Raw genomic sequence first — 24,238 nt, forward strand, 5'->3', positions numbered from 1 at the left:
GCCATTTGTTCAGATCATCGGTGTGCAACGGGTTTCAAATGCTGAAGATCAGGCACGCTCCGGCTTCAGCACGCGGTGGACTGATGCCTTACCGATCTCTAACCGCCGGGCGATCTCAGAAAGGCTCACACCTTCGGCGTGTAGCACCTTGATCTGATCGGCTTTGGCCCGCGCGGTTGGCTTCCTTCCTTTGTATTTCCCTCCGGCTTTAGCTTTCGCGATCCCCTCGCATTGGCGCTCAAGCATCATCTCGCGCTCGAACTCAGCCACCCCGCCGAGGACGTTAAGCATGAGCTTGCCAGTCGGGGTGCTCGTGTCGATCCCCATATTGACGATGCGGATGCCAACGCCCTTGGTCTGGAGCGTTCGAATGATCTCCCACATATGTGGGACAGAACGCGCAAGGCGGTCGAGCTTTGTCACTATTAGGGTGTCACCTTCGCGAGTGAATTCCAGAGCTTGCTCTAGGACCTTGCGCGGGCCGACCGAGCTTGCCTGCTCTTGGAACACCTTCTCGCAACCGAGGGTTTTCAGTTCCCGAAGCTGCGCCTCTAGACCAGCCTCTTGATCCAACGTACTCGTCCTCGCGTAACCCACCAGCATCAACCGCTCCTGTTCCGTTGAACTCTAAGAACATTGGAACGATCTGTTCCAAAAGTCAAGATATATGTCAATGGAACGCTCAAGAAGCGGGGCGATCCCGTTCCGCTTGAGCAGGGGTCTAATGGAACGGAGTGGAGAGCTCGATGGGGCGGAGTGTCAGAAGCCCCGTTCGAACCGGAGCGGTGGCTAAGTAGGAGCGCTCCGGCACAGAGAGCGTCAGCCAGTTCAAGCACGCGCGTGGATCCGGTATAGATCGCCATCCAAGGGAAGAACTGACGATCGTTGCTGATGACAAGGGCGTCGCTTAAATAGGAATAGAGAGACTAATCAAGAACGAGATAGGGGCTGGCTGACAATGGCTGGAGGGCACAACTACCTGCTTGAGGCGCTGGGGGAGGCCCGCACGCGCTCCTCCTGGAACGACAGGCTGGCGCATTGGGAGCGCCCGGCCAGCGACCACGAGGAGACGAAGATCCAGCGGGCGGCGAATATGGCGCGGGACATCATCGCGCGAAACGCGTGGCTGCAGAGTGAGGGCGTTACCGCCGAACCGCAGGGCAGCTATTTCAACAACACCAACGTCCGCCTCGATAGCGACATGGACCTGCGCGCGCAACACCCGGCCATCAAGACCGAGTATGCTGTTGGCATTGCCCCGGTCGAGGCGGACCGGGCACTCGGCTACTACGATATCGGACGCAACCTGAGCGACATCGTTGGCGACGTCCGGCGCCAGCTTGGAGGCGACCTCATCATGCGGTTTGGTGCCGAGAATGTTGAGATCGGCAACAAGGCGATCACCGTCTCCGGCTTGTCTGGTAGCCGCGCAGACGTCGACGTGGTGCCTGCCTTCAAGTTGCACTGGGTGCGGCGCTCCGTAGGCGACCTCTTCGGCGACTACTATCACATCGAAGGCGTCGCCATCCTCAGCACTGACGGACGCTGGACGTACAACTTCCCAGCCCAGCACCATGCGAATGGCAAGGCGAAACGCGAGCGGACACGGCACCGCTTCAAGAAGGTTGTTCGCCAGTTGAAGCGGCTGAACTATGAGATCGCGGAACTGAGGCTCATCCCCCAAAAGCTGCCGTCGTTCCTGATCGAGTGCCTAGTCTACGCTATCGAGGACCAGCACTTCCTCTACCAGGAGGACCACTACGACCGGCTCCGGCGGATACTACTGCGGACCTCTGAGTTAGTCATAGATGATGCCTGGGCCGCCAGCGCGACGGAGATTAACGAGATCAAGCTGCTCTTCGCTAACGGACAACCCTGGACGATCCAGCAAGTGCGGGGCTTCATCCTCGCTGCGATCCAGCGCTTGAGGACGAACTGACAATGTGGGCTCTCATCTCCCGCCCCAAGCAGGTTCTGATCATGGTCGTACTGACGACCATTGTCCTTCTCAGTCTCGAAGGCCTGAATGAGTGGTGGACTGGGCAGCCGACCTCACTGCTGAAATGGGCTTCTATCGCGGCGACTATCATCAGCGGTGGAATAGTCGCCGGCGCCAACCTCGTGTGGCGCTGGATCTGGCGCCGGATCCCGCAATTGAACCGATGGTTCTTTCCGGACCTGAACGGCGAGTGGAAGGGAACGCTGCAAACGACCTGGCGGGATCCCGAAACCGGACAAGTGCCGGGTCCCATCGACGCGACGGTCACGATCCGCCAGACCCTGTTCACAACGCACGTCCGCATGCGAACGGGGGAGTCAGAGTCATGGGCGACCCGGGTAATCTCAGAGGCGGATCCGGCGGCCGATCAGTACCGGCTCTGGTACTCTTACAACAACAAGCCTCGGGCGGAAGTCTCACACCGCTCCTGCCGACATGAGGGAGCAGCATGGCTAGAGGTAAGTCTCGACGATAACCCCGATCGGCTGACCGGACAGTACTATACGGACAGGCGTACGACGGGCGACATCGAACTGCGTCGAGTGTCGAGCGCCATACCAGTGCTTCAACGATAGGGATTTCGACGAGTTGATCTCAGTGGGCACTCTCGCATGACGCGGGTAGATGTTGGCATAGTTGTGAGTGGGCCGTCTCCCCAGGTCCACCATTTTGCACCCGGTTTCAAACGCACAAAGGCTTTTCGAGCTTCTGCAAACCCTATCACATCCATCACTTCAGCTAGAGAAACAGGTTGTTTTGTCGTGAGCTGGATGGCGGAGAGGCCTGAGCCTCAATCGGCGCCGGCGTCGCTGAGCCGCCTGAAGGTATGGGCTAGTGAGCCTTTGAGGGCATAACGCCGGGTTCGGTTCCGCTCGACCAGCGCGATCCGCTCCATGGCGCCTTTTTTCTCAAGACCCTCTGCGATCTTGCAGAGTAAGGTTCGGGGCGGCGCATCGATGGCGCCTTCTGACACGAGCTGGGACAAGGCATTCCTGATTAAGTCGCGGTTGCCCTTCGCCAGTTTCGCGATCTCTGCCAAGACACCCGATAGCTCACTGATGTCATCGGCCACCTGCGTCATGGTGAGATCAGGGAGGCCAGCGAGAACTTCGTTGAGGCGTCGCGCGCCATCTTCCCGAAGACGTTCAAGCCGCGCGTGGAAGGACATGCCGCTCGTGAAATGAAGGTCCGGGTGCAGCAGCTGACCGATAGTGCGGTCCGCCTGTCTCGCTGTGTAGGCCACCTCTAACCGGATCCGTCCAGATAGCTTCGTATAAGCTGTGAGGGCGACGCCGTTGCGCAGGTCGACAGAGATCCAGCGGGCCGCGGCATCTCGTCCTTCTCGCAGGTCGTAGCGCTCCTTCACCGCAAACTTTGGGGCCGCTACTCGCAGTTTCTCTTCGAGAGCTGCGTAGGAGAGGCGAGCGTCGTCGACACCAAACTCCCAGTATACCTCGCCATGGTGGAAGAGGGGAGCGGCCGCCGCAGGATCCTGGAAGCTCAACACGGGAGGATCGGACGAGCAGAGGACCGCCGCGCGCTGGGCGAAGTCCACTACGACAAGACGGATGATGGTCCTAAGATAAAGGTCAACCAGATCCTGCCACTCCCGCGTGACAACCGTGATCCACTGGCCAAGGCCGCTGAGGTAGTTGTCCCAATCGGCAGGCGCATTGCTCTTCAACCGCTTCCGCCATTCCGGGTCTCGGCGTAACAGCTCGTGTGGTGGGATTTCCCCCAAATCCACTACCCGTTCAGGGTTGAAACGGCAGGCATAGGCGGCGAACCGGGTCGGGTTGACGCTCAACTCGAGGCGCACCTGCCTCTGGTTGGCCTGGGGAGCGCGCCCGTAGCGTAACTTTCCCGAGAATAGCCATTCCTTCTTTGAAACCGGGTGCAAATGAAGACGACCACCGCTGCCGCGCGGCGCGTTGAGGACGTTCGGCCAATCCAGTGTCTGCAGGTGTTGGGTAGTGATGAGCTGAACGAGGTCTTCCTCCCGCGCGAAGGTGACTGTCCCCTGGAGCGTAATCTCCAGCTTGTCATGACGCCCGGAAGCGGAAGTAACCTGAGTCCCCTCGTGGAGTTGATGGAGCCCAGAGCGTACCCGTCGCCGATAGCTCGGGCGAAGTAGGCTGTTTTCGGGGTCTGTGGTGTCCCCCATGGAGCCAGTGGTGTTGGACGGCGAAATCCGGTGTTTCATGGATGAGATGGATGGCAGCAAGTGAGGTCCGGACGGACGGCCGTCCATGGGGGAAACGGCGCTGTGCACCGTTGTGGCGGAAGCGCTGTGCCCGATCTACTCGCCAAGCACAAGGCTAAACTTTGCTCGAAGACGGCGCACGCGGGATGCAGTACTCGCTGCTTTCATCTGAGGGTGACAGCACCCAGGCGCCCTGATGAGAGCCCACAAGCCTACCTCAGCTGTATGCGAGGTGCCCGAGATCCAGACCGTCGTATTCGATCTTAGCGATCTCCCTCGCTAGCGTGCTTGCCCGCGTTCCGGAGCCATAGTGATCTTCGGTGCTCCCACTTGACCAGCCACCAAGCTCTCGCACTCGGTCCTGCGGGATCTCAGCCTCGCGCAGCGCATCGCGGAAAGTGTGGCGGAAGGAGTGGAAGTTCTTGCGGCTGTCCCTGATCCCAACCTTGTCGAGGAAGTTGGCGAACCATTTGCTGAAGTTATCGGAGATGTAGCCAGTGCTAGCGACTGTCAGTTCTGGAAAGAGGCGTGCCTTTGGCTGGTGCTCGCCCCTGACTGCGGCTACATAGTCCATGAAGCCGAGGCGCTTCAATTCAGGATGGATCGGCACGAAGCGGTGCCCGGCCTCTGTCTTAACTCGCTTGATCCCGTCCTCATCGGAGCGGATCAATATGATGTCGGTTCCGTCCTCGACGATGATATCATCCTCGCTCAACTGGCATACCTCGTTCAGGCGCATGCCGGAGTAGAGCGAGATCAGGGGGACCCAGAACCGGCCCCGTCGCGGGCGGTTTGGTCCGGGGCGGGCATACCCCCGCTCGTCATCGAGACACCCCGTATAGAGCGGCGCTGCGAAGATACGAGCCAAATCCGAAGAGGTGAAAGGCAGCCGTCGGTCTTTCCGGCGCACGCCGTCACTAGCCAGTCGCAAGCCGGTGGCCGGGTTCTTCTCGATCAGGTGCTCCTTTACGGCGAAATCCATCAGCGAAACGAACGCACTCATGTAGCTGTTGGCCGTCGTCACTGACATCGGCTTGAGACTGCGCGCTTCAGCAAGCCGCAGCACCTCCTCGGTTCCTCGTCTCGGAAACCGTTTGGTCGCGTTCGACGGGAGCGCTTTCACCGTGTCGAGGAGCTTGCGCGCCTTCTCACGGTCGATTGCAGCGACCAGCGTTCTCGCGCCAATCACCTCCCGGAACAACCGGTGCTGTGCCTCTTGCTTGAGCACCGTTTTCGGCGAAGGCCGTGCTCGCGTTGGGTCGCGTTCGTAGCGCTTAATGAGGTCCGCAAGGGTTACGGCCGAGATTGAAACCGGTTTCAGCTCGGTCGCGGCGGAAACGCTATGGAAGACCGGGTTCAGAGCCATGCCGTTACGGCCGGTCATTCGATTGATCAGCCGCCGCTCGTGCTCGATCATTGCCGCATGGATGGCGCGGCAAAGCTTCGCCCGCCATTCCGGCCACGGTTGAGTCTCCGGGATGCCTATTTCGGCAAGCAGCTTTCGGCTTTCCTCGAGAACACTGCTCGAAACATTATCCCACGTCTCTACGAAGTCGAGTGCCGCAGATCTGTTCTCCTCTTCCTCGTCGCGGCCGTCGAAAACACGCTCGGCACTCCGCTTCTCCTGCTGCACGAACCAGCGGGTGGCCAGGGTCCAGACCTGCTCCTCCGTTAACTCGAAGACTTGTCCGGCCCCAGGCTGCTGGGCAGCGCGAGAGGTCGCCAGCTTGTGGCGCGCGTCATCGAACTCCGCCTCAACCTTGACCCGCTCTATGCGAACGCGGCGCTTGGCTTCGGCAGCATCCGATGTGCTGAGGGAGCGGCGAACCTCTAACTTGCCAAGGATGGGGCGGAGTTCGTCAGGGACACGGACGCGCAGCCAGTAGGTCTTGCCGCGCAATTGCAGGTGCTCGGGGCGTCGGGGCATTCAGGGTTCATAGGGCTCTTGTGTACCAAGGATGTGTACCAAAGAGCACGCTGAACCCTTTGAAATCAAACGTTTTCTAAGGAAATCAACAGCCTAAGAGAGGCTTGGTGGAGCTGAGGGGATTCGAACCCCTGACCTCTGCAGTGCGATTGCAGCGCTCTCCCATCTGAGCTACAGCCCCGGTCGATTGAATCGAGCCAAGTAGCGGTGGTTTTAGGCCTGCCGGCTTTGGTCTGTCAATCGGCCGGGTGAGACGTTCGAGACCATCTCCGGACGGGAGGATCCGGCCAGCCGGGGTTTATGGGTTGTTCAGCCCCGCTTCAGTCGCTACATGAGCATCGCCGATCCCCGACAGGTTTCCCATGCGCGCCCTTCTCAACGTCATTCTGCTGGCCCTGCAGCTCTATACCTATCTCATCGTCGCCTCGGCGATCCTGAGCTGGCTGGTCGCCTTCAACGTGGTCAATACCCGCAACGATTTCGTCCGCTCGATCGGGAACTTCCTGGATGCGGTGACCGAGCCGGTCCTGCGCCCGATCCGGAGCATCCTGCCCAATCTGGGCGGGGTCGACATCTCGCCCATCATCCTGATCCTGCTGATCATCTTCATCCAGAACCTGATCGTCGACTACCTGATGCCGATCGCCTTCTAAGGGGGGAAGGCCTTGGCCTGGAGCCTCCGCCCTGGCGGCCTGGAGGTCCGGGTCCGCGTGACGCCCCGGGGCGGGCGGGATGTGCTCGACGGGCTCGAGAGCTTGGCGGACGGCCGGACGGTGCTGAAGGTCCGGGTCAGGGCGGTGCCTGAGGACGGGGCCGCGAATGAGGGTGTCCGGCGCCTCCTCGCCAAGGCGGTCAGGGTTCCCGCCTCGGCGGTGAGCCTGGAAGCGGGCGCCACCGCGCGGCTGAAGACGTTTCACATTGCGGGCGAGGGGGAGAAGCTTTCCGCCGCGCTCGCCGCATTGACAGGATGGGACATCCCATGAGCGCCACGATCATCGACGGAAAAGCCTATGCCGAGGGATTGCGCGGCCGCATCGCCGGGGCCGTCAGTGATCTGGCCGACCAGGGCTTCACCCCCGGGCTCGCCGTGGTGATCGTCGGCGAGGATCCGGCGAGCCAGCTCTACGTGAAGAACAAGGCGCGCCAGACCGTCGAGGTGGGCATGCGCTCCTTCGAGCACAGGCTGCCGGCTTCCACCGGCGAGGCGGAGCTTCTCGACCTCGTCGCCCGGCTCAATGCCGATCCGGCCGTGGACGGCATTCTGGTGCAGTTGCCGCTGCCCCGGCAAATCGACGCCCAGAAGGTGATCGAAGCCATCGATCCGGCCAAGGACGTGGATGGCTTCCATCCGATCAATGCTGGCCGGCTGATGACCGGCGTGCCGGGCCTGGTCTCCTGCACGCCGCTCGGGTGCCTGCTGCTGGCGCAGTCGGTGCGGCGGGATCTGTCGGGGCTCGATGCCGTGGTGGTCGGGCGCTCCAACATCGTCGGCAAGCCCATGGCGCAGCTGCTCATCACCCAGAGCTGCACGGTGACGGTGGCCCATTCGAAGACCCGCGACCTGGCCGATGTGTGCCGCGGCGCGGATCTCCTCGTGGCGGCCGTGGGGCGGCCCGAGATGGTGCGCGGCGACTGGATCAAGCCCGGCGCCATCGTGATCGACGTGGGCATCAACCGAGTGCCGAACCCGGCCGCCGGCGAGGGCAAGACCAAGGTGGTCGGCGACGTGGCTTATGCGGAGGCCGCCGGGGTCGCGTCCGCCATCACGCCGGTGCCCGGCGGCGTCGGCCCCATGACCATCGCGTGCCTGCTGCGCAACACGCTCGAGGCCGCCTGCCTGCGGCGCGGCCTCGCCATGCCGGCGGTGGATTTCGCTGCCTAAAACATCGGATCCGGCAGCGGATGCCGCTTCCGGATCCGGGGCGGATCAGTTCGCCGCGAAGCAGTAGAACAGGCCCGCGCCGCCGGTGCCCTTCAGGGCGTCCTGGCTGCAGCCGCCGCGGGACGCGTGGGACGAGTTCCAGGACTTGGCCGGAGGCGACTCGTCGAGGCCCGTGCGGTCGTGGTGTCCGAGCATGGCCGCTCCCTCCGTGCCGCTCTTCGTCCAGTTGCCGCAGGTCATGTCCTGGCTGCCCGCGAAGGCGGTGCCGTCGGGCTGCGAACCGGTGAGCATGTCGTGCTCGTTGGGCTGGTCGCCGCGGCCTTTCACCGGCTCGCCCTTCTCGGTCAGCGCCGTCTGCTTGGTGAGATTGTTGCCGGCGCCGTGCAGATCCGCCACGTCCTTGGCGATCACCACGCCCTTGGCGTTCTGCCAGGGACCCCGGCCGATGCGGTCCTTCGCATTGGTGGCCGTCGCGCCGCCCGTCGCCTGCGTGGAGAGATAGGCCCGCCACATCTTGCCGCGAATGCCCGCGGCCTCCGCCAGAGTCTGGCAATGCCGGTCCGCGCCGTCCAGCCCGCCGAGATCCGCGCCCTTGCCGGAGCCGGTGCTGGTCACGAAGAACGTGGTGCCCTGGGCGCTCTGGGCTTGCGCGCCGCCCAGGGGGGCGACGGCCACGAGGCCGATGGCGATAAGCGATAGGCGGTCCAATCCCTGCATTGCGTCCTCCTTGCTGGTGTCCTGCCGCGCTGTGCGGGCGAACGGTCGTAGAGACGCTTCAGCCGGAGAATTATTCCCTGTTCACGGCGTTGTGAGGATGGCCGGGACATGGATCAAGCCTCCTTGCGCAAATGCTCCACCAATTGCCGCGCCGAAGGCGGCAGGTCTTTCAGGGCGCGAATGCACAGGGTGAGGTCGCGGGCCGCCCAGGCGTCCTCCAGTTCGACCGGAATGATGTCTGTGGTGCGGGCGGCGCGGCGGGCGGTGGTCTCGGGCACGATGCCGAGGCCCACGCCCGCCTCCACCATGCGGCAGACGGCGTCGAAGCTCCTCAGCTGCACCCGCAGGCGGATCGGCTTGCCGATGCGCGTCGCCTTGCCGGCGAGGAAGCGCTGGAGGGCGCTTGCCCGGTCGAGGCCGACGAAATCGTGCTCCAGCACCTCGGCGAAGGGAATGCTGGCGCGGACGGCCAGAGAATGGCTTTTCGGCACCACGAGCACGAATCGGTCGCTGCGGAACGGGTAGGTCTCCAGCCGGCCCGTATCGACGGTGCCGGCCACGATGCCGAGATCCCCGACGCCCTCCGCGATCAGGCCGACGATCTCGTCGCTGAGGCGCTCCTCCAGGTCGATGGAGACCTGCGGGTGCTCGGCCAGGAAGGCGCCGAGGGCCTCGGGCAGGAACTCCGTGAGGGCATTGGTGTTGGAGAGGATCCGGATCTGTCCGGTCAATCCGCCCGTGTAGGAGCCCAAATCCTCCCGCAGGCGCTCCGCCTGGGCGAGGAGGGTGCGGGCATGTTGGAGCAGGGTCCGGCCGGCTGGCGTCGGAGTCACGCCGGCGCGGGTTCGCAGAAGGAGGGGAGCGCCGAGGGACTTTTCCATGTTGCGGATGCGGGTGCTTGCCGCCGCCAGCGCCAGATGGGCCCGTTCGGCCCCGTGGGTGATACTGCCGGCCTCGACGACGTGGCGGAAGAGGCTCAGGTCCGTCAAATCGAATTGCATAGGTTTCCTTCGTCAACCGCGAAGGGAGATAAGAATAATTAAAAATTGTGCGATAAGCGAGCCTAGAGCAAACTTCGCGGCTGACGAAGTGTGCCGGTTGCCGCGCGTTCGGCAGAAGGTGCATTGCGGTGTTGCCGCGCTTCCGTTACGAACCATTCCAAACTACGGGCGGCCGACGTCGCCGATCAGGAGTGAACACCATGGCTGAGGCGAAAGTGGCCCCGCGGCCCCTGTCCCCGCATCTTCAGATCTACCGGTGGAGCTGGACGATGGCGATGTCCGTCGCCCACCGCATCACGGGCGTCGCCCTCTACGGCGGCATCGCGCTGTTCGCCATCTGGCTCGTGGCGCTCGCCTCCGGGCCCTCCGCTTTCGATGCGGTGCAGTGGTTCTTCGGCTCGCCTCTCGGGTATCTGATCCTGTTCGTCTACACCTGGATCCTCATGCACCACATGCTGGGCGGCGTGCGCCACCTGGTGTGGGATTTCGGCCATGGCATGGAGCCGGCCCAGCGCATCAACATGGCCCGCTTCACCCTCGTCGGCTCGGTCGCCCTTACTCTGGCGATCTGGATCGTCGCCTTCATCGCGTTCTAAGGAGAAGGACACATGGCCGACAACAGGGCTGATACCCGCGTTTCCATGCGCACCCCGCTCGCCCGCGTGAAGGGCCTCGGGGCCTCCGGGCACGGGGTCGAGCATTGGTGGATCCACCGCGTCACGGCGGTGTCGAACGTCCCCCTGATCATTTCCTTCGTGATCATCGTGGCGGCGCTTGCCGCCTCGCCCTCCTACCAGGACGCGATCGCCGTCATCTCGCATCCGCTGGTCGCGATCATCCTGATCCTCGCGGTGCTCTCGGTCACGAACCACATGCGCCTCGGCATGCAGATCGTCATCGAAGACTACGTCCATCACAAGGGCCAGAAGATCGCCGCCACCATGGCCAACAATTTTTATGCCGTGATCATCGCGGTGGCGTGCCTCTACGCCATCCTCAAGGTCAGCCTCGGCCGCATCCTCGCTTAAGGAATTCTCACATGGCTCAAGCAACGAACGGCGCCGCCGTCAACGGCAAGGCCTATACCATTATCGACCACACTTTCGACGTGGTGATCGTGGGTGCGGGCGGCGCGGGTCTTCGCGCCACCGTCGGCTGCTCGCAGGCCGGCCTCCGCACCGCCTGCATCACCAAGGTGTTCCCGACCCGCTCGCATACGGTGGCCGCCCAGGGCGGCATCTCGGCGTCGCTGGGCAATATGGGGCCGGACGACTGGCGCTGGCACATGTACGACACCGTCAAGGGCTCGGACTGGCTCGGCGACCAGGATGCCATCGAGTACCTCGTGCGCAACGCGCCTGCGGCGGTCTACGAACTCGAGCACTGGGGCGTTCCCTTCTCCCGCACGGCCGAGGGCAAGATCTACCAGCGCCCCTTCGGCGGCATGACGACCGATTTCGGCAAGGGCACGGCGCAGCGCACCTGCGCGGCCGCCGACCGTACGGGCCATGCGATCCTGCACACCCTCTACGGCCAGGCGGTGAAGAACCAGACCAACTTCTTCATCGAGTATTTCGCCCTCGACCTGATGATGGATTCCGACGGCCGCTGCGTCGGCGTCGTGGCCCTCAACCAGTCCACCGGCGAGATCCACCGCTTCCGCGCCCACATGACGATCCTGGCCACGGGCGGCTATGGACGCGCCTATTTCTCCGCCACCTCGGCCCATACCTGCACGGGCGACGGAAACGCCATGGTGCTGCGCGCCGGCCTGCCGCTGCAGGACATGGAGTTCGTGCAGTTCCATCCGACCGGCATCTACGGCTCGGGCTGCCTCATCACCGAGGGCGCGCGCGGCGAGGGCGGGTATCTCACCAACTCGGAAGGCGAGCGCTTCATGGAGCGCTATGCGCCGTCCGCCAAGGACCTCGCCTCCCGTGACGTGGTCTCGCGCGCCATGACCATGGAGATCCGCGCCGGCCGCGGCGTCGGCAAGAACAAGGACCACATCTATCTCCATCTCGACCACCTCGATCCCAAGATCCTGCACGAGCGCCTGCCGGGCATCTCGGAGAGCGCCAAGATCTTCGCCGGCGTCGACGTGACGAAGGAGCCGATCCCGGTCCTGCCGACTGTCCACTACAACATGGGCGGCATCCCGACGAACTATCACGGCGAGGTGCTGACCCTGAAGAACGGCAACCCGGACACGGTGGTGCCGGGCCTGATGGCGCTCGGCGAAGCGGCCTGCGTGTCCGTGCACGGGGCGAACCGCCTCGGGTCGAACTCGCTGATCGACCTCGTGGTGTTCGGCCGCGCGGCGGGCCTGCGCTGCGCCGAGATCCTGGAGCCCAACGCCCGTCACGCGGACCTGCCCAAGAACGCCGACGAGCTCTCGCTCTCGCGCCTCGACAAGTTCCGCTACGCCAACGGCTCGACCTCGACGGCGGATCTGCGCCTGCAGATGCAGAAGACCATGCAGAACAATTGCGCGGTGTTCCGCACGGGCGAGGTTCTGGAAGAGGGCAGGAAGCTCATCCACGACGTGTGGAACGCGGCCGCAGACATCAAGGTCACGGACCGTTCCCTGATCTGGAACACCGATCTCCTCGAGACGCTGGAGTTCGACAACCTGATCGGCCAGGCGGTCGTCACCATGGAGGGCGCGGCGAACCGTGAGGAATCTCGCGGCGCCCATGCCCGCGAGGACTTCACCGAGCGCGACGACAAGAACTGGATGAAGCACACGCTCGCCTGGCTCGACGACACCTCGCACAAGGTGACCCTCGATTACCGCCCGGTGCACACCTACACCATGTCGAACGACATCCAGTACATCGAGCCCAAGGCTCGCGTGTACTAAGGAAGACGAAAACGATGGCTCAGTTCACGCTTCCCAAAAACTCCAAGTACACCGAAGGCCAGACCTGGCCGAAGCCGGAAGGGGCTTCGAACGTCCAGGAATTCCGCATCTACCGCTGGAACCCGGACGACGGGCAGAACCCGCGCATCGACACCTATTACGTCGACCGGGACGATTGCGGCCCGATGGTTCTCGACGCGCTCCTGTGGATCAAGAACAACGTCGATTCGACGCTGGTCTTCCGTCGCTCCTGCCGTGAGGGGATCTGCGGCTCCTGCGCCATGAACATCATGGGCGGCAACACGCTGGCCTGCACGCTGGGCATCGACGATTGCGCGTCGGACTCGATCAAGATCTATCCGCTGCCGCACATGCCGGTGCTCAAGGATCTGGTGCCCGACCTGACGAGCTTCTTCGCTCAGCACGCCTCGGTCGAGCCCTGGCTCCAGACGGAGACGCCCGCGCCCGAGACCGAATGGCGCCAGACTCCGGAGGAGCGCTCCAAGCTCGACGGGCTCTACGAGTGCATTCTCTGCGCCTGCTGCACCACCTCCTGCCCGAGCTACTGGTGGAACGGCGACCGCTTCCTGGGACCGGCGGCCCTGCTCCAGGCCTATCGCTGGCTGATCGATAGCCGCGACGAGAACACCGGCGACCGGCTCGACAATCTGCACGATCCTTTCCGGCTCTACCGCTGCCACACGATCATGAACTGCGCCAATACCTGCCCCAAGGGCCTCAACCCGGCCAAGGCGATCGCCGAGGTCAAGAAGATGATGATCGCGCGAGTCGTGTGACGCTTCCATGCAACAATCCCACAAAAAGGCGCCTCAGGCGCCTTTTTTTGTCTCCGCCGATCCCATATGTCGAAGCCGGAACCATGTTGGCCTGGGTTCATATTCCTTCCCATAGCCTGGGCCGTCATAACCCGTCCGAAGGGACGGCCATGCCCGCGAGGACCACGATGACGAAGCCTGTCTGGCTGACGACTGCTGTAATCTGCTCCGCCCTGGCGCTCGGGGCGTGCTCCTCCACGCGGCTCGGCGGGCCCCCGACCCGCAGCGCAGCGGCGGCGCCGATCACCGAGGTTCCACCCGTCGAGGCCGTGCCGTCGGGACCCGTCGAGGCGGCGCCGCTGCCCCCGCTCGCCGGCGCACCCGTCGCACCCGACATGACGACTCCCCCGGCCGGCGGAACCGACATCGCCGGCCTTCCGCCCGCGCCTCCGCCACCGACCATCGGGGCGCCGGCTCCCGCAACTGCGGCGGCTCCCACGAGCCGCACCGCGATGGTCGGCAACTGGAGCGTCCAGACGTCCGGGGGCTCCTGCCGGGTCCAGTTGTCGAGCTCGCCCGCCCTCGATCTCTACCGGGCCTCGGCTTCCGGCTGCTCGAACCAGGACCTGTCCAAGGTCAATGCCTGGGACTACCGGGACGGAGAAGTGTATCTCTACCAGACCGGCGGTGCCGTGACGGCGCGCCTGCGCGGCTCGTCCTCGTCCCTCAGCGGCGTTCTCGCCAAGTCCGGCGCGCCGCTCTCCCTCACGCGCTGATCGGCCGGCAAAACCGACCCGCTCCTGGTGAATGATCATCCGACGTCATGGCCGGGCTTGTCCCGGCCATCCCGGTCCGGTCAGGCGCCGAGCTTCTCTTGGTTGGGATCACCGGCACGAGGCCGGTGACGACGGCAGTAGCGCTCGGCCGGTCCGGCGCCGGAACGGGCCGACTTTTCGAAGCGCCCGGCCCGAAGAGGTTTGCGCTGCAGGGCCCGGAGGGGTATCGATCATCCCGTGAACGACACCTCCTTCTCCTCGCCCCAATCCATCACCGCCCGCTACAACGCCCTGGTCGCGTCCGGCGCCATCGAACGCGATTCGGCCCAGGTGTCCCTGCTCAAGCGGCTCCAGGCGCTGGCCGAGAGCCTCGCCAACCATCGGCTGGCCCGCAAGCCCAGCGCCCTCGGCTGGCTCTTCGGCCAGAAGAGCAGCGCGCCGCCGAAGGGGCTCTATGTCTGGGGCTCCGTCGGGCGCGGCAAGACCATGCTGATGGACCTGTTCTTCGAGGCGCTCCCGGTCCGGCGCAAGCGCCGGGTCCACTTTCACGCCTTCATGGCCGACGTGCACGGGCGCATCCACGACTACCGGCAGAAGCTGAAAACCGGCCAGGTCTCGGGCGACGATCCCATTGGCCCGGTGGCCGAGGCGCTCGCCGACGAGGCCTGGGTGCTGTGCTTCGACGAGTTCACCGTCACGGATATTGCCGACGCCATGATCCTTGGGCGTCTGTTCACGGCCCTGTTCGCCCGGGGCGTCGTGGTGGTGGCCACCTCCAACGTGGAGCCGGACCGGCTCTACGAGGGTGGCCTGAACCGCTCGCTCTTCCTGCCTTTCATCGGGCTGCTGCAGGAGCGGATGGCCGTGGTGAAGCTCGAATCCCGCACCGATTTCCGGCTCGAAAAGCTCGCCGGCAGCCCGGTCTTCTACACGCCGGCCGACGAGCACGCCCATGCGGCCCTGACCCGGGCGTTCAAGAGCCTGACGGGACGCGAGCAGGGCAAGTCCCTGGTGATGACCGTCAAGGGACATCCCGTAGAGGTGCCGCAGGCCGCCGGCGGCGTGGCGCGCTTCGCCTTCGGGGATCTCTGCTCCAAGCCGCTCGGCGCCGCCGATTACGTCGCGCTGGCGGAGGCGTTCCACACGGTCATTCTCGAGAACATCCCGACGATGTCCCTCGAGCGCCGCAACGAAGCGAAGCGCTTCATCCTGCTCATCGACGCCCTCTACGATGCCCACGTGAAGCTCCTGGCCTCGGCCGAGGCAGAGGTGCATGAGCTCTATCACGCCGATACCGGGCGCGAGGCGTTCGAGTTCGACCGCACGGTGTCCCGGCTCATCGAGATGCGCTCGGAGGAATACCTGTCCCTGCCGCATGGCCGCTCGGATTCGGAAGCCTCAGGCAGCACCACGGGGCTCGCCGAGACATGAAGCGGCCCTCCGGCGCAGCCGTGCGGTCGACCGAGACCGCCCCCGCCGACACCCGCCTTCTCGCCATCGCGGCGCACCAGCTCAAGGAACATGGCCCCAGGCACGTCACTGTCGTCGGCATCGCCGATGCAGCGGGCATGACCCATGCCAACGTCTACCGCTACTTCGCCAGCAAGGCGGCTCTCATCGACGCGGTGGCCGGGCAATGGCTGCGGCGGATGGAGGCGACCATCGCGGACATCGCGGATTCCCCGGATCCCGCCGACGACAAGCTGGAGCGCCTGATCCAGGCCTGGGCCCGGATTCACCGGGATCTCCTGAAGGAAGACCGGCATCTCTTCGACGTCTATTGCACGGCCACCGAGACCGCCCGTCCTCTGATCCGCAAGCACCGGTCCCGGATGCGTGTGCTGATCGACCGGGTGCTCGACGAGGGGATCACGACGGGCAAGTTCGACCCCCGGGACCGCGAGAAGGCTCATTCCTTCGTGACCGATTCCGTCTACCGCTTCATCAATCCGCTTACGGTCCGTCTCGATGCGGAGGTCCCTCAGACCATCCTCGACCAGCGTCTCGCCACCATGATCCGGGTCGTCCTGAGGGCCCTGGCGAACGGTAGCGTATAACGCCAGTTACAATTTGCAAAAAATGTAACAGAAAAATTCCGACCCTTCTCGAGCAGTCAAGATCCTGTAATCCTGAAGACTTTTCGAACCGTTAAGCTTGTCGAGACTTTTCCGACGGGTCAAAGCCGGACCCGTTAACCTTTTGGTCGCTTGATGACGGCCCATCTCTCATGGCAAACAGCGCCACCTCAAAAAGGCTCATGCCAAAAACCAAGGACAGACCATGGCCCGGAAAAAGATCGCGCTCATCGGTGCAGGCCAGATCGGCGGAACGCTTGCCCATCTCGTCGGCTTGAAGGAACTCGGCGACGTCGTTCTCTTCGATATCGCGGAAGGCATTCCCCAGGGCAAAGGTCTCGACATCGCCGAATCCGCGCCGGTCGACGGGTTCGACGCCAAGTACAAGGGCGCCAACGACTACGCGGCCATCGAAGGCGCCGACGTGATCATCGTGACGGCCGGCGTGCCGCGCAAGCCCGGCATGAGCCGCGACGACCTGATCGGCATCAACCTGAAGGTCATGGAAGCGGTCGGCAACGGCATCAAGCAATACGCCCCGAACGCCTTCGTCATCTGCATCACCAACCCGCTCGACGCCATGGTGTGGGCGCTCCAGAAGTTCTCCGGCCTGCCGCAAAACAAGATTGTCGGCATGGCCGGCGTGCTGGACTCGGCCCGCTTCCGCCACTTCCTGGCCGAAGAGTTCAACGTGTCGGTCGAGGACGTGACCGCCTTCGTGCTCGGCGGTCACGGCGACGACATGGTGCCGCTGGTGCGCTATTCCACGGTCGCCGGCGTCCCGCTGCCCGACCTGGTGAAGATGGGCTGGACCTCTCAAGGTAAGCTCGACGCCATGGTCGAGCGCACCCGCAAGGGCGGCGGCGAGATCGTCAACCTGCTCAAGACCGGATCCGCCTTTTACGCGCCCGCCGCCTCGGCGATCGCGATGGCCGAAAGCTACCTCAAGGACAAGAAGCGCGTCCTGCCCTGCGCGGCCTATCTCAACGGCCAGTACGGCGTGAAGAATATGTTCGTGGGCGTGCCGATCGTGATCGGCGAGAACGGCGTCGAGCGCATCGTCGAGGTCGAGTTCTCGGCCGACGAGAAGGCCATGTTCGAGAAGTCCGTCGCCTCGGTGCAGGGTCTCGTCGACGCCTGCAAGCAGATCAACTCGGCCCTCGCCTAACCCATTCGCGTCATGGCCAGCCCTGTGCCGGCCATCCACGTCTTCACTCGCCACGCTGCAAAAGGCGTGGATGCCCGGGCCAAGCCCAGGCATGACGAAGAGGAAAACAGATGAACATCCATGAATATCAAGGCAAGGCAGTCCTGAAGGAATTCGGCCTGCCCGTCTCCCGCGGCAAGGCCATCTTCTCGGCCGACGAGGCAGAGGCCGCCGCCAAGGAACTCGGCGGACCGCTCTGGGTCGTGAAGTCCCAAATCCATGCGGGCGGCCGCGGCAAGGGCAAGTTCAAGGAAGCCGCCGCCGGCGAGAAGGGCGGTGTGCGCCTCGCCAAGTCCGTCGAAGAGGTCAAGGAATTCGCCAAGCAGATGCTCGGCAACACCCTTGTGACGATCCAGACCGGCGAGGCCGGAAAGCAGGTCAACCGCCTCTACATCGAGGATGGCTCCGATATCGACACCGAGCTCTACCTGTCGATGCTCGTCGACCGTGCCACCGGCCAGGTCGCTTTCGTCGTCTCGACGGAAGGCGGCATGGACATCGAGCAGGTGGCCCACGACACCCCCGAGAAGATTCTGACCTTTTCGGTCGATCCGGCGACCGGCGTGATGCCTCACCATGGCCGCACGGTCGCCAAGGCGCTCGGTCTCAAAGGGTCGCTCGCCAAGGAAGCCGAGGACTTGGTGACCAAGCTCTACAAGGCCTTCATCGCGAAGGACATGGAGATGCTGGAGATCAACCCGCTCATCGTCACCAAGGACCAGCACCTCAAGTGCCTGGACGCCAAGATCTCGTTCGACTCGAACGCCCTCTACCGTCACCCCGAGGTGATGGAGCTGCGCGACCTCACGGAAGAGGACGAGAAGGAGATCGAGGCCTCGAAGTTCGACCTCGCCTATATCGCGCTCGACGGCACCATCGGGTGCATGGTCAACGGCGCCGGCCTCGCCATGGCGACGCTCGACATCATCAAGCTCTACGGCGAGGAGCCGGCGAACTTCCTCGATGTCGGCGGCGGCGCGTCCGAGGAGAAGGTGACGGCAGCGTTCAAGATCATCACGGCCGACCCGAACGTGAAGGGCATCCTGGTCAACATCTTCGGCGGCATCATGAAGTGCGACGTCATCGCCCGCGGCGTGATCGCCGCCGTGAAGACCGTCGGCCTGCAGGTTCCCCTGGTGGTGCGCCTCGAGGGCACGAACGTCGAAGAGGGCAAGCAGATCATCCGCGAATCCGGCCTCAACGTGATCCCGGCGGACGACCTCGACGACGCCGCCCAGAAGATCGTGAACGCCGTGCGCGGCGGAAAGTAAGGTTTCGAGCTGATGTCCATCCTCATCGACAAGAACACCAAGGTCATCTGCCAGGGCTTCACCGGCAAGAACGGGACCTTCCACTCCGAGCAGGCCATCGCCTATGGGACCAAGATGGTCGGCGGCACCTCGCCGGGCAAAGGCGGCTCGACGCACCTGAACCTGCCCGTGTTCGACACGGTCATGGAAGCGCGCGAGAAGACCGGCGCCGACGCCTCGGTCGTCTACGTTCCGCCGCCGGGCGCCGCAGACGCCATCTGCGAGGCCATCCAGGCCGAGATCCCGCTCATCGTCTGCATCACCGAAGGCATCCCGGTGCTCGACATGGTGCGCGTGAAGCGGGCGCTGGAAGGCTCCAAGTCGCGCCTCATCGGGCCGAACTGCCCCGGCATCGTGACGGCCGGCGAGTCGAAGATCGGCATCATGCCGGCCAACATCTTCAAGCCCGGCTCCGTCGGCATCGTGTCGCGCTCCGGCACCCTCACCTACGAGGCGGTGTTCCAGACCACCAATGAAGGCCTCGGCCAGACCACCGCGGTCGGCATCGGCGGCGACCCGGTGAAGGGCACCGAGTTCATCGAGATGCTCGACATGTTCCTGTCCGATCCCAAGACCGAGTCGATCGTCATGATCGGCGAGATCGGCGGCTCGGCCGAGGAAGAGGCGGCCGAGTTCATCGCCCGCGAGGCCAAGAAGGGCCGCAAGAAGCCGATGGTCGGCTTCATCGCGGGCCGCACGGCTCCTCCCGGACGCCGCATGGGCCATGCGGGCGCCATCATCTCGGGCGGCAAGGGCGGCGCCGAGGACAAGATCGCCGCCATGGAGGCCGCGGGCATCCGCGTGTCCCCGTCGCCGGCTCGCCTCGGCAAGACCCTGGTCGAGGTTCTCAAGGGCCAATAACCCAGCACAGGGCCGCCCCGGCGCCGGGGCGGCCGTCCCTCATTTGGATCGACAATTGCCATGGCACGCCAAGACGCCAACGAAAACTTCCTGAACACCGCTTTCCTCTACGGGGCGAACGCCTCCTACATCGAGGATCTGCAGGCCCGCTACGAGAAGGATCCCTCCTCGGTCGATGCCGAGTGGCAGGCATTCTTCGGCGCCCTGAAGGACGACAAGCAGGCTGTCGAGAAGGCGGCCAACGGCCCGTCCTGGGAGAAGCCCAACTGGCCGATCCACGCCAATGGCGAACTCGTCTCCGCCCTCGACGGCAACTGGGCCCAGGTCGAGAAGGCGGTCGGCGACAAGATCAAGGCGAAGGCGCAGGCCAAGGGCGTCGAGATCAGCCAGATCGACGTGCAGCAGGCGACCCGCGATTCCATCCGCGCCATCATGCTGATCCGCGCCTATCGGGTGCGCGGCCACCTGCATGCGAAGCTCGATCCGCTCGACATCAATCCCCGTCCGAACGATCAGGAGCTGCATCCGTCCCATTACGGCTTCACGGAAGCCGACTGGGACCGCAAGATCTTCCTCGACAACGTGCTCGGCCTCGAGTTCGGCACGATCCGCGAGATCGTGGCCATTCTGGAACGCACCTATTGCCAGACGCTCGGCGTCGAGTTCATGCACATCTCCGATCCGGTCGAGAAGGCCTGGATCCAGGAGCGCATCGAAGGTCCCGACAAGGAGATCACCTTCACCAAGGAAGGCAAGCGCGCCATCCTCAACAAGCTCGTCGAGGCGGAAGGCTTCGAGAAGTTCCTGGATGTCCGCTATACCGGCACCAAACGCTTCGGTCTGGACGGCGGCGAGTCGCTGATCCCGGCGCTCGAGCAGATCATCAAGCGCGGCGGCAATCTCGGCGTGCAGGAGATCGTGCTCGGCATGGCCCATCGCGGCCGCCTCAACGTGCTCACCCAGGTGATGGGCAAGCCGCACCGGGCCTTGTTCCACGAGTTCAAGGGCGGTTCCTTCGCGCCCGACGACGTGGAAGGCTCGGGCGACGTGAAGTACCATCTCGGCGCCTCCTCCGACCGTACGTTCGACGGCAACAACGTCCACCTGTCGCTGACCGCCAACCCGTCCCACCTCGAGATCGTCGATCCCGTGGTGCTCGGCAAGGTCCGGGCCAAGCAGGACCAGCACGGCTGCACGCCGGAGAACCGCGGCGCGGTGATGCCGCTCCTGATCCATGGCGACGCGGCCTTCGCCGGCCAGGGCGTGGTGGCGGAGTGCCTGGGACTGTCCGGCCTGCGCGGGCACCGCACGGGTGGCTCGATCCACTTCATCATCAACAACCAGATCGGCTTCACCACCGATCCGCGCTTCTCGCGCTCCTCGCCCTATCCGTCGGACGTGGCCAAGATGGTCGAGGCGCCGATCTTCCACGTGAACGGCGACGACCCGGAGGCCGTGGTGTTCGCCGCCAAGGTGGCGGCGGAGTACCGCCAGCGCTTCCAGAAGCCCGTCGTCATCGACATGTTCTGCTACCGCCGCTTCGGCCACAACGAGGGCGACGAGCCGGCCTTCACCCAGCCGCTCATGTACCGCAAGATCCGGTCGCATCCGGCGATCGTCGAGCTCTACTCCAAGAAGCTCGTTACGGAGGGGGTCGTCACCGAGGCCGAGGTCGAGGAGATGAAGTCTAGCTGGCGCTCGAAGCTCGACGCCGAGTTCGACATCGCGTCCAATTACAAGCCCAACAAGGCCGACTGGCTCGATGGCCGCTGGTCCGGCCTGAAGGCCGTGCGCGAGGATCAGGACGATCCGCGCCGCGGCCAGACCGGCGTGTCGGTCGAGACCCTGCAGCAGATCGGCAAGGCGCTCACGACGATCCCGGAGGGCTTCCATCTCCATCGCACGATCCAGCGCTTCCTCGACAACCGGAAGAAGATGCTGGAGACCGGCGAGGGACTCGACTGGGCCATGGCCGAGGCGCTCGCCTTCGGTTCGCTCCTGCTCGAAGGCCATCGCGTGCGCCTCTCCGGCCAGGACGTGGAGCGCGGCACCTTCTCGCAGCGCCACACGGTTCTCACCGACCAGGAGAACGAGGAGCGCTACACCAACCTCAACCACATCAGCGAGAACCAGGCCCGCTACGAGGTCATCAACTCGATGCTCTCGGAAGAGGCGGTGCTGGGCTTCGAGTACGGCTATACGCTCTCTGAGCCCAACGCGCTGACCCTGTGGGAAGCCCAGTTCGGCGACTTCGCCAACGGCGCGCAGGTGGTGTTCGACCAGTTCATCTCTAGCGGCGAGCGCAAGTGGCTGCGCATGTCGGGTCTCGTGTGCCTGCTGCCGCACGGCTACGAGGGCCAGGGTCCGGAGCATTCCTCCGCCCGTCTCGAGCGCTGGTTGCAGATGTGCGCCGAGGACAACATGCAGGTCGGATACTGCTCGACTCCGTCGAACTACTTCCACATCCTGCGTCGTCAGCTGAAGCGCGACTTCCGCAAGCCGCTGATCCTGATGACGCCGAAGTCGCTGCTGCGCCACAAGCGCTGCACGTCGAGCCTCGCCGACATCGCGGAGGGGACCTCCTTCCACCGCGTGCTGCGGGACGACGCGCAGCTCGGGCGCGAGGGCATCAAGCTGGTGAAGGACGACAAGATCCGGCGCGTGGTGATCTGCACGGGCAAGGTCTATTACGACCTGCTCGAGGAGCGCGAGAAGCGGGGCATCGACGACGTCTACCTGCTGCGCGTCGAGCAGCTCTATCCGTTCCCGGCCAAGTCCGTGGCGGCCGAGCTCTCCCGCTTCAAGAAGGCCGACGTGGTGTGGTGCCAGGAAGAGCCCAAGAACATGGGCTCCTGGACCTTCGTCGAGCCCTATCTCGAATGGGTGCTCAAGACGGCCGGCTCGAAGGTGGACCGCCCCCGCTACGTGGGACGTCCCGCCTCCGCGGCCACGGCGACGGGCCTCATGTCCAAGCACACCGCCCAGCTGCAGGCCTTCCTCGACGAGGCCTACGCGGCCTGACGCGACCGGAGACCCGACCCGTGCCGATCCATCTCTGCAAGCTTCTGCCTCCGCGGCCGACCTTTCCGGGCGACATGACGCCGTCCGAGGCGGAGCTGATGCAGAAGCATACGGCGTACTGGCAGGATCTCGCCGACCGGGGCATCGCCCTGGTCGTCGGGCCCGTGCTCGATCCGGCCGGGATATGGGGCATCGCCATCATCGATGCGAAGGACGCCGACGCGGCGGCCGCCCTCACGAGCGACGACCCCGTGATCGCCGGCGGCGGCGGCTTCCGATATGACATTCACCTGGTCCCGCAGGCCATCCTGCGGACGACCCATCAACCGAACCCTCTGTGAAGGGCCGTCCCTAAGGCGTAATCCATGGCAACCGAAATCCGCGTACCCACCCTTGGCGAATCCGTGTCAGAGGCCACCATCGGCCGCTGGTTCAAGAAGCCCGGCGATCCCGTGAAGGCCGACGAGCCCGTGCTGGAGCTCGAGACCGACAAGGTGACGCTCGAGGTGAACGCTCCCGCGAGCGGGACCCTCGGCGACATCGTGGCCAAGGACGGCGAGACGGTGAGCCCCGGCGCGGTGCTCGGCTCCATCGTGGAGGGCGGCGCGGCAGCCGCCGCGGCTCCTGCGGCTGCCCCGAAGGCGGAGGCGCCCAAGGCTGCTTCCGCTCCGGCGCCGGCCCCGGCTCCGGCGGCCGCTCCTGCCGGCGCGTCCAGGGACAACGGACCGGCCGTGGCCCGTCTCGCGGCCGAAAGCGGCGTCAGTCCGGCGGGCGTTCCCGGCACCGGCAAGGACGGCCGCGTGACCAAGGGCGACATGCTCGCGGCCATCGCCACGGGCGGCGCTGCGGCGCCCGCGCAGGCCGCCCCGGTCCAGGTCCGCGCCCCCTCGGCTCCGGTCGATGCCGAGCGGGAAGAGCGCGTGAAGATGACGAAGCTGCGCCAGACCATCGCGCGCCGCCTCAAGGACGCTCAGAACACCGCCGCCATGCTGACCACGTTCAATGACGTGGACATGAGCGCGGTGATGAACCTGCGCAGCCAGTATAAGGACGTGTTCGAGAAGAAGCACGGCACCAAGCTCGGCTTCATGGGCTTCTTCACCAAGGCGGTGATCCAGGCCCTCAAGGACGTTCCGGCCGTCAATGCCGAGATCGACGGGCAGGACCTCGTCTACAAGAACTACTACCACATCGGCATCGCGGTCGGCACCGAGAAGGGCCTCGTGGTCCCGGTCGTGCGCGATGCGGACGACCTGTCTGTCGCCGGCATCGAGAAGAAGATCGCCGATTTCGGCCGCCGCGCCCGTGACGGCAAGCTGTCCATCGACGAGATGCAGGGTGGCACCTTCACGATCACCAACGGCGGCATCTACGGCTCGCTCATGTCGACGCCGATCCTCAACGCGCCGCAATCGGGCATTCTCGGCATGCACCGCATCGAGGATCGCCCGGTCGTCCGCAATGGCCAGATCGTCGTGCGCCCGATGATGTATCTCGCGCTCTCCTACGATCACCGCATCGTCGACGGCAAGGAAGCGGTCACCTTCCTCGTGCGGGTCAAGGATGCGCTGGAAGATCCGGCCCGCCTCGTCCTCGATCTCTAAGTTTTCATCATATCCG

Annotated in this window: 23 protein-coding genes and 1 tRNA gene; 18 read left to right on the top strand and 6 right to left on the bottom strand. The window is 64.5% G+C overall.

All coding sequences use genetic code 11. The annotated features are described in order from the left end of the window. Nucleotides 1–48: 48 nt before the first annotated feature. Complete coding sequence (locus HPT29_RS02250; RefSeq protein WP_173947437.1) at nucleotides 49–603, bottom strand: recombinase family protein; 555 nt, start codon at nucleotides 601–603, stop codon at nucleotides 49–51. Nucleotides 604–958: 355 nt separating this feature from the next. On the opposite strand from HPT29_RS02250, the gene HPT29_RS02255 reads away from it, so the two are divergent. Together HPT29_RS02255 and HPT29_RS02260 are read left to right on the top strand one after the other, a co-directional pair. Next, the gene (locus HPT29_RS02255; protein WP_173947436.1) at nucleotides 959–1,939 is read left to right on the top strand and encodes a nucleotidyltransferase-like protein; all 981 of its coding nucleotides are present in this window, start codon (nucleotides 959–961) and stop codon (nucleotides 1,937–1,939) included. Nucleotides 1,940–1,941: 2 nt separating this feature from the next. Then, nucleotides 1,942–2,574, top strand: coding sequence for a Cap15 family cyclic dinucleotide receptor domain-containing protein (locus HPT29_RS02260; RefSeq protein ID WP_173947435.1), 633 nt, complete (start codon nucleotides 1,942–1,944; stop codon nucleotides 2,572–2,574). A gap of 215 nt (nucleotides 2,575–2,789) precedes the next feature. Here HPT29_RS02260 and HPT29_RS02265 read toward each other — a convergent pair whose 3' ends face one another. The 3 genes from HPT29_RS02265 to HPT29_RS02275 form a co-directional block, all read right to left on the bottom strand. Further along, a complete protein-coding gene (locus tag HPT29_RS02265) occupies nucleotides 2,790–4,223 on the bottom strand; it encodes a hypothetical protein (RefSeq protein WP_259060430.1) in 1,434 nt (477 codons plus the stop codon). A 196-nt stretch (nucleotides 4,224–4,419) separates the two neighbouring features. Further along, nucleotides 4,420–6,129: a site-specific integrase gene (locus HPT29_RS02270; protein WP_173947433.1), complete on the bottom strand. Its 1,710-nt coding sequence runs from the start codon at nucleotides 6,127–6,129 to the stop codon at nucleotides 4,420–4,422. Nucleotides 6,130–6,234: 105 nt separating this feature from the next. Continuing rightward, a tRNA-Ala gene (locus HPT29_RS02275) sits at nucleotides 6,235–6,310 on the bottom strand. Between the two features lie 181 nt (nucleotides 6,311–6,491). On the opposite strand from HPT29_RS02275, the gene HPT29_RS02280 reads away from it, so the two are divergent. The 3 genes from HPT29_RS02280 to folD are packed head-to-tail and all read left to right on the top strand — an operon-like array spanning nucleotide 6,492 to nucleotide 8,011. After that, nucleotides 6,492–6,782 (top strand): YggT family protein, encoded by a 291-nt coding sequence (locus HPT29_RS02280; protein WP_173947432.1) that lies wholly within the window; start codon nucleotides 6,492–6,494, stop codon nucleotides 6,780–6,782. Nucleotides 6,783–6,794: 12 nt separating this feature from the next. Further along, nucleotides 6,795–7,112 (top strand): DUF167 family protein, encoded by a 318-nt coding sequence (locus HPT29_RS02285; RefSeq protein WP_173947431.1) that lies wholly within the window; start codon nucleotides 6,795–6,797, stop codon nucleotides 7,110–7,112. Then, nucleotides 7,109–8,011, top strand: a complete 903-nt coding sequence (folD, locus tag HPT29_RS02290; RefSeq protein ID WP_173947430.1) for a bifunctional methylenetetrahydrofolate dehydrogenase/methenyltetrahydrofolate cyclohydrolase FolD — start codon at nucleotides 7,109–7,111, stop codon at nucleotides 8,009–8,011. Before HPT29_RS02285 ends, folD begins: the two co-directional genes overlap by 4 nt. 45 nt (nucleotides 8,012–8,056) lie before the next feature. On the opposite strand, the gene HPT29_RS02295 is transcribed toward folD, so the two are convergent. Next, nucleotides 8,057–8,728 (bottom strand): hypothetical protein, encoded by a 672-nt coding sequence (locus tag HPT29_RS02295; RefSeq protein ID WP_173947429.1) that lies wholly within the window; start codon nucleotides 8,726–8,728, stop codon nucleotides 8,057–8,059. A 113-nt stretch (nucleotides 8,729–8,841) separates the two neighbouring features. Further along, complete coding sequence (locus tag HPT29_RS02300) at nucleotides 8,842–9,729, bottom strand: LysR substrate-binding domain-containing protein (RefSeq protein ID WP_173947428.1); 888 nt, start codon at nucleotides 9,727–9,729, stop codon at nucleotides 8,842–8,844. Between the two features lie 200 nt (nucleotides 9,730–9,929). Between HPT29_RS02300 and sdhC the strand changes: the two genes are divergently transcribed. The 13 genes from sdhC (at nucleotide 9,930) to odhB (ending at nucleotide 24,222) form a co-directional block, all read left to right on the top strand. Next, nucleotides 9,930–10,325, top strand: coding sequence for a succinate dehydrogenase, cytochrome b556 subunit (gene sdhC / locus HPT29_RS02305; protein WP_173947427.1), 396 nt, complete (start codon nucleotides 9,930–9,932; stop codon nucleotides 10,323–10,325). A gap of 12 nt (nucleotides 10,326–10,337) precedes the next feature. Then, on the top strand, nucleotides 10,338–10,757 hold the full coding sequence (gene sdhD, locus HPT29_RS02310) for a succinate dehydrogenase, hydrophobic membrane anchor protein (RefSeq protein WP_173947426.1): 420 nt from the start codon (nucleotides 10,338–10,340) through the stop codon (nucleotides 10,755–10,757). Between the two features lie 11 nt (nucleotides 10,758–10,768). Further along, the gene (sdhA, locus tag HPT29_RS02315) at nucleotides 10,769–12,592 is read left to right on the top strand and encodes a succinate dehydrogenase flavoprotein subunit (RefSeq protein ID WP_173947425.1); all 1,824 of its coding nucleotides are present in this window, start codon (nucleotides 10,769–10,771) and stop codon (nucleotides 12,590–12,592) included. Nucleotides 12,593–12,606: 14 nt separating this feature from the next. Next, the gene (locus tag HPT29_RS02320) at nucleotides 12,607–13,389 is read left to right on the top strand and encodes a succinate dehydrogenase iron-sulfur subunit (RefSeq protein ID WP_173947424.1); all 783 of its coding nucleotides are present in this window, start codon (nucleotides 12,607–12,609) and stop codon (nucleotides 13,387–13,389) included. A gap of 167 nt (nucleotides 13,390–13,556) precedes the next feature. After that, nucleotides 13,557–14,144 carry an AprI/Inh family metalloprotease inhibitor gene (locus tag HPT29_RS02325; protein ID WP_173947423.1) on the top strand — a complete coding sequence of 196 codons (588 nt, stop codon included), beginning with the start codon at nucleotides 13,557–13,559 and terminating at the stop codon, nucleotides 14,142–14,144. 237 nt (nucleotides 14,145–14,381) lie between these two features. Continuing rightward, nucleotides 14,382–15,575 carry a cell division protein ZapE gene (gene zapE, locus HPT29_RS02330; RefSeq protein ID WP_259060431.1) on the top strand — a complete coding sequence of 398 codons (1,194 nt, stop codon included), beginning with the start codon at nucleotides 14,382–14,384 and terminating at the stop codon, nucleotides 15,573–15,575. Beyond that, the gene (locus tag HPT29_RS02335; protein WP_173947422.1) at nucleotides 15,572–16,201 is read left to right on the top strand and encodes a TetR/AcrR family transcriptional regulator; all 630 of its coding nucleotides are present in this window, start codon (nucleotides 15,572–15,574) and stop codon (nucleotides 16,199–16,201) included. The genes zapE and HPT29_RS02335 overlap by 4 nt, the downstream gene beginning before the upstream one ends. 223 nt (nucleotides 16,202–16,424) lie before the next feature. Further along, nucleotides 16,425–17,387, top strand: a complete 963-nt coding sequence (gene mdh, locus HPT29_RS02340) for a malate dehydrogenase (protein ID WP_173947421.1) — start codon at nucleotides 16,425–16,427, stop codon at nucleotides 17,385–17,387. Between the two features lie 110 nt (nucleotides 17,388–17,497). Further along, nucleotides 17,498–18,697 carry an ADP-forming succinate--CoA ligase subunit beta gene (gene sucC / locus HPT29_RS02345; RefSeq protein ID WP_173947420.1) on the top strand — a complete coding sequence of 400 codons (1,200 nt, stop codon included), beginning with the start codon at nucleotides 17,498–17,500 and terminating at the stop codon, nucleotides 18,695–18,697. Between the two features lie 12 nt (nucleotides 18,698–18,709). Beyond that, nucleotides 18,710–19,597: a succinate--CoA ligase subunit alpha gene (gene sucD, locus HPT29_RS02350; RefSeq protein ID WP_114768157.1), complete on the top strand. Its 888-nt coding sequence runs from the start codon at nucleotides 18,710–18,712 to the stop codon at nucleotides 19,595–19,597. A 60-nt stretch (nucleotides 19,598–19,657) separates the two neighbouring features. After that, nucleotides 19,658–22,618 carry a 2-oxoglutarate dehydrogenase E1 component gene (locus tag HPT29_RS02355; protein WP_173947419.1) on the top strand — a complete coding sequence of 987 codons (2,961 nt, stop codon included), beginning with the start codon at nucleotides 19,658–19,660 and terminating at the stop codon, nucleotides 22,616–22,618. Nucleotides 22,619–22,638: 20 nt separating this feature from the next. Next, nucleotides 22,639–22,959: a YciI family protein gene (locus tag HPT29_RS02360; RefSeq protein WP_259060432.1), complete on the top strand. Its 321-nt coding sequence runs from the start codon at nucleotides 22,639–22,641 to the stop codon at nucleotides 22,957–22,959. A gap of 24 nt (nucleotides 22,960–22,983) precedes the next feature. Then, entirely contained in the window at nucleotides 22,984–24,222 is a 1,239-nt protein-coding gene (gene odhB / locus HPT29_RS02365; RefSeq protein WP_173947418.1) for a 2-oxoglutarate dehydrogenase complex dihydrolipoyllysine-residue succinyltransferase, read from the top strand. Nucleotides 24,223–24,238: the final 16 nt, after the last annotated feature.

It is taken from the genome of Microvirga terrae, from assembly GCF_013307435.2.
GTDB lineage: Bacteria > Pseudomonadota > Alphaproteobacteria > Rhizobiales > Beijerinckiaceae > Microvirga > Microvirga terrae.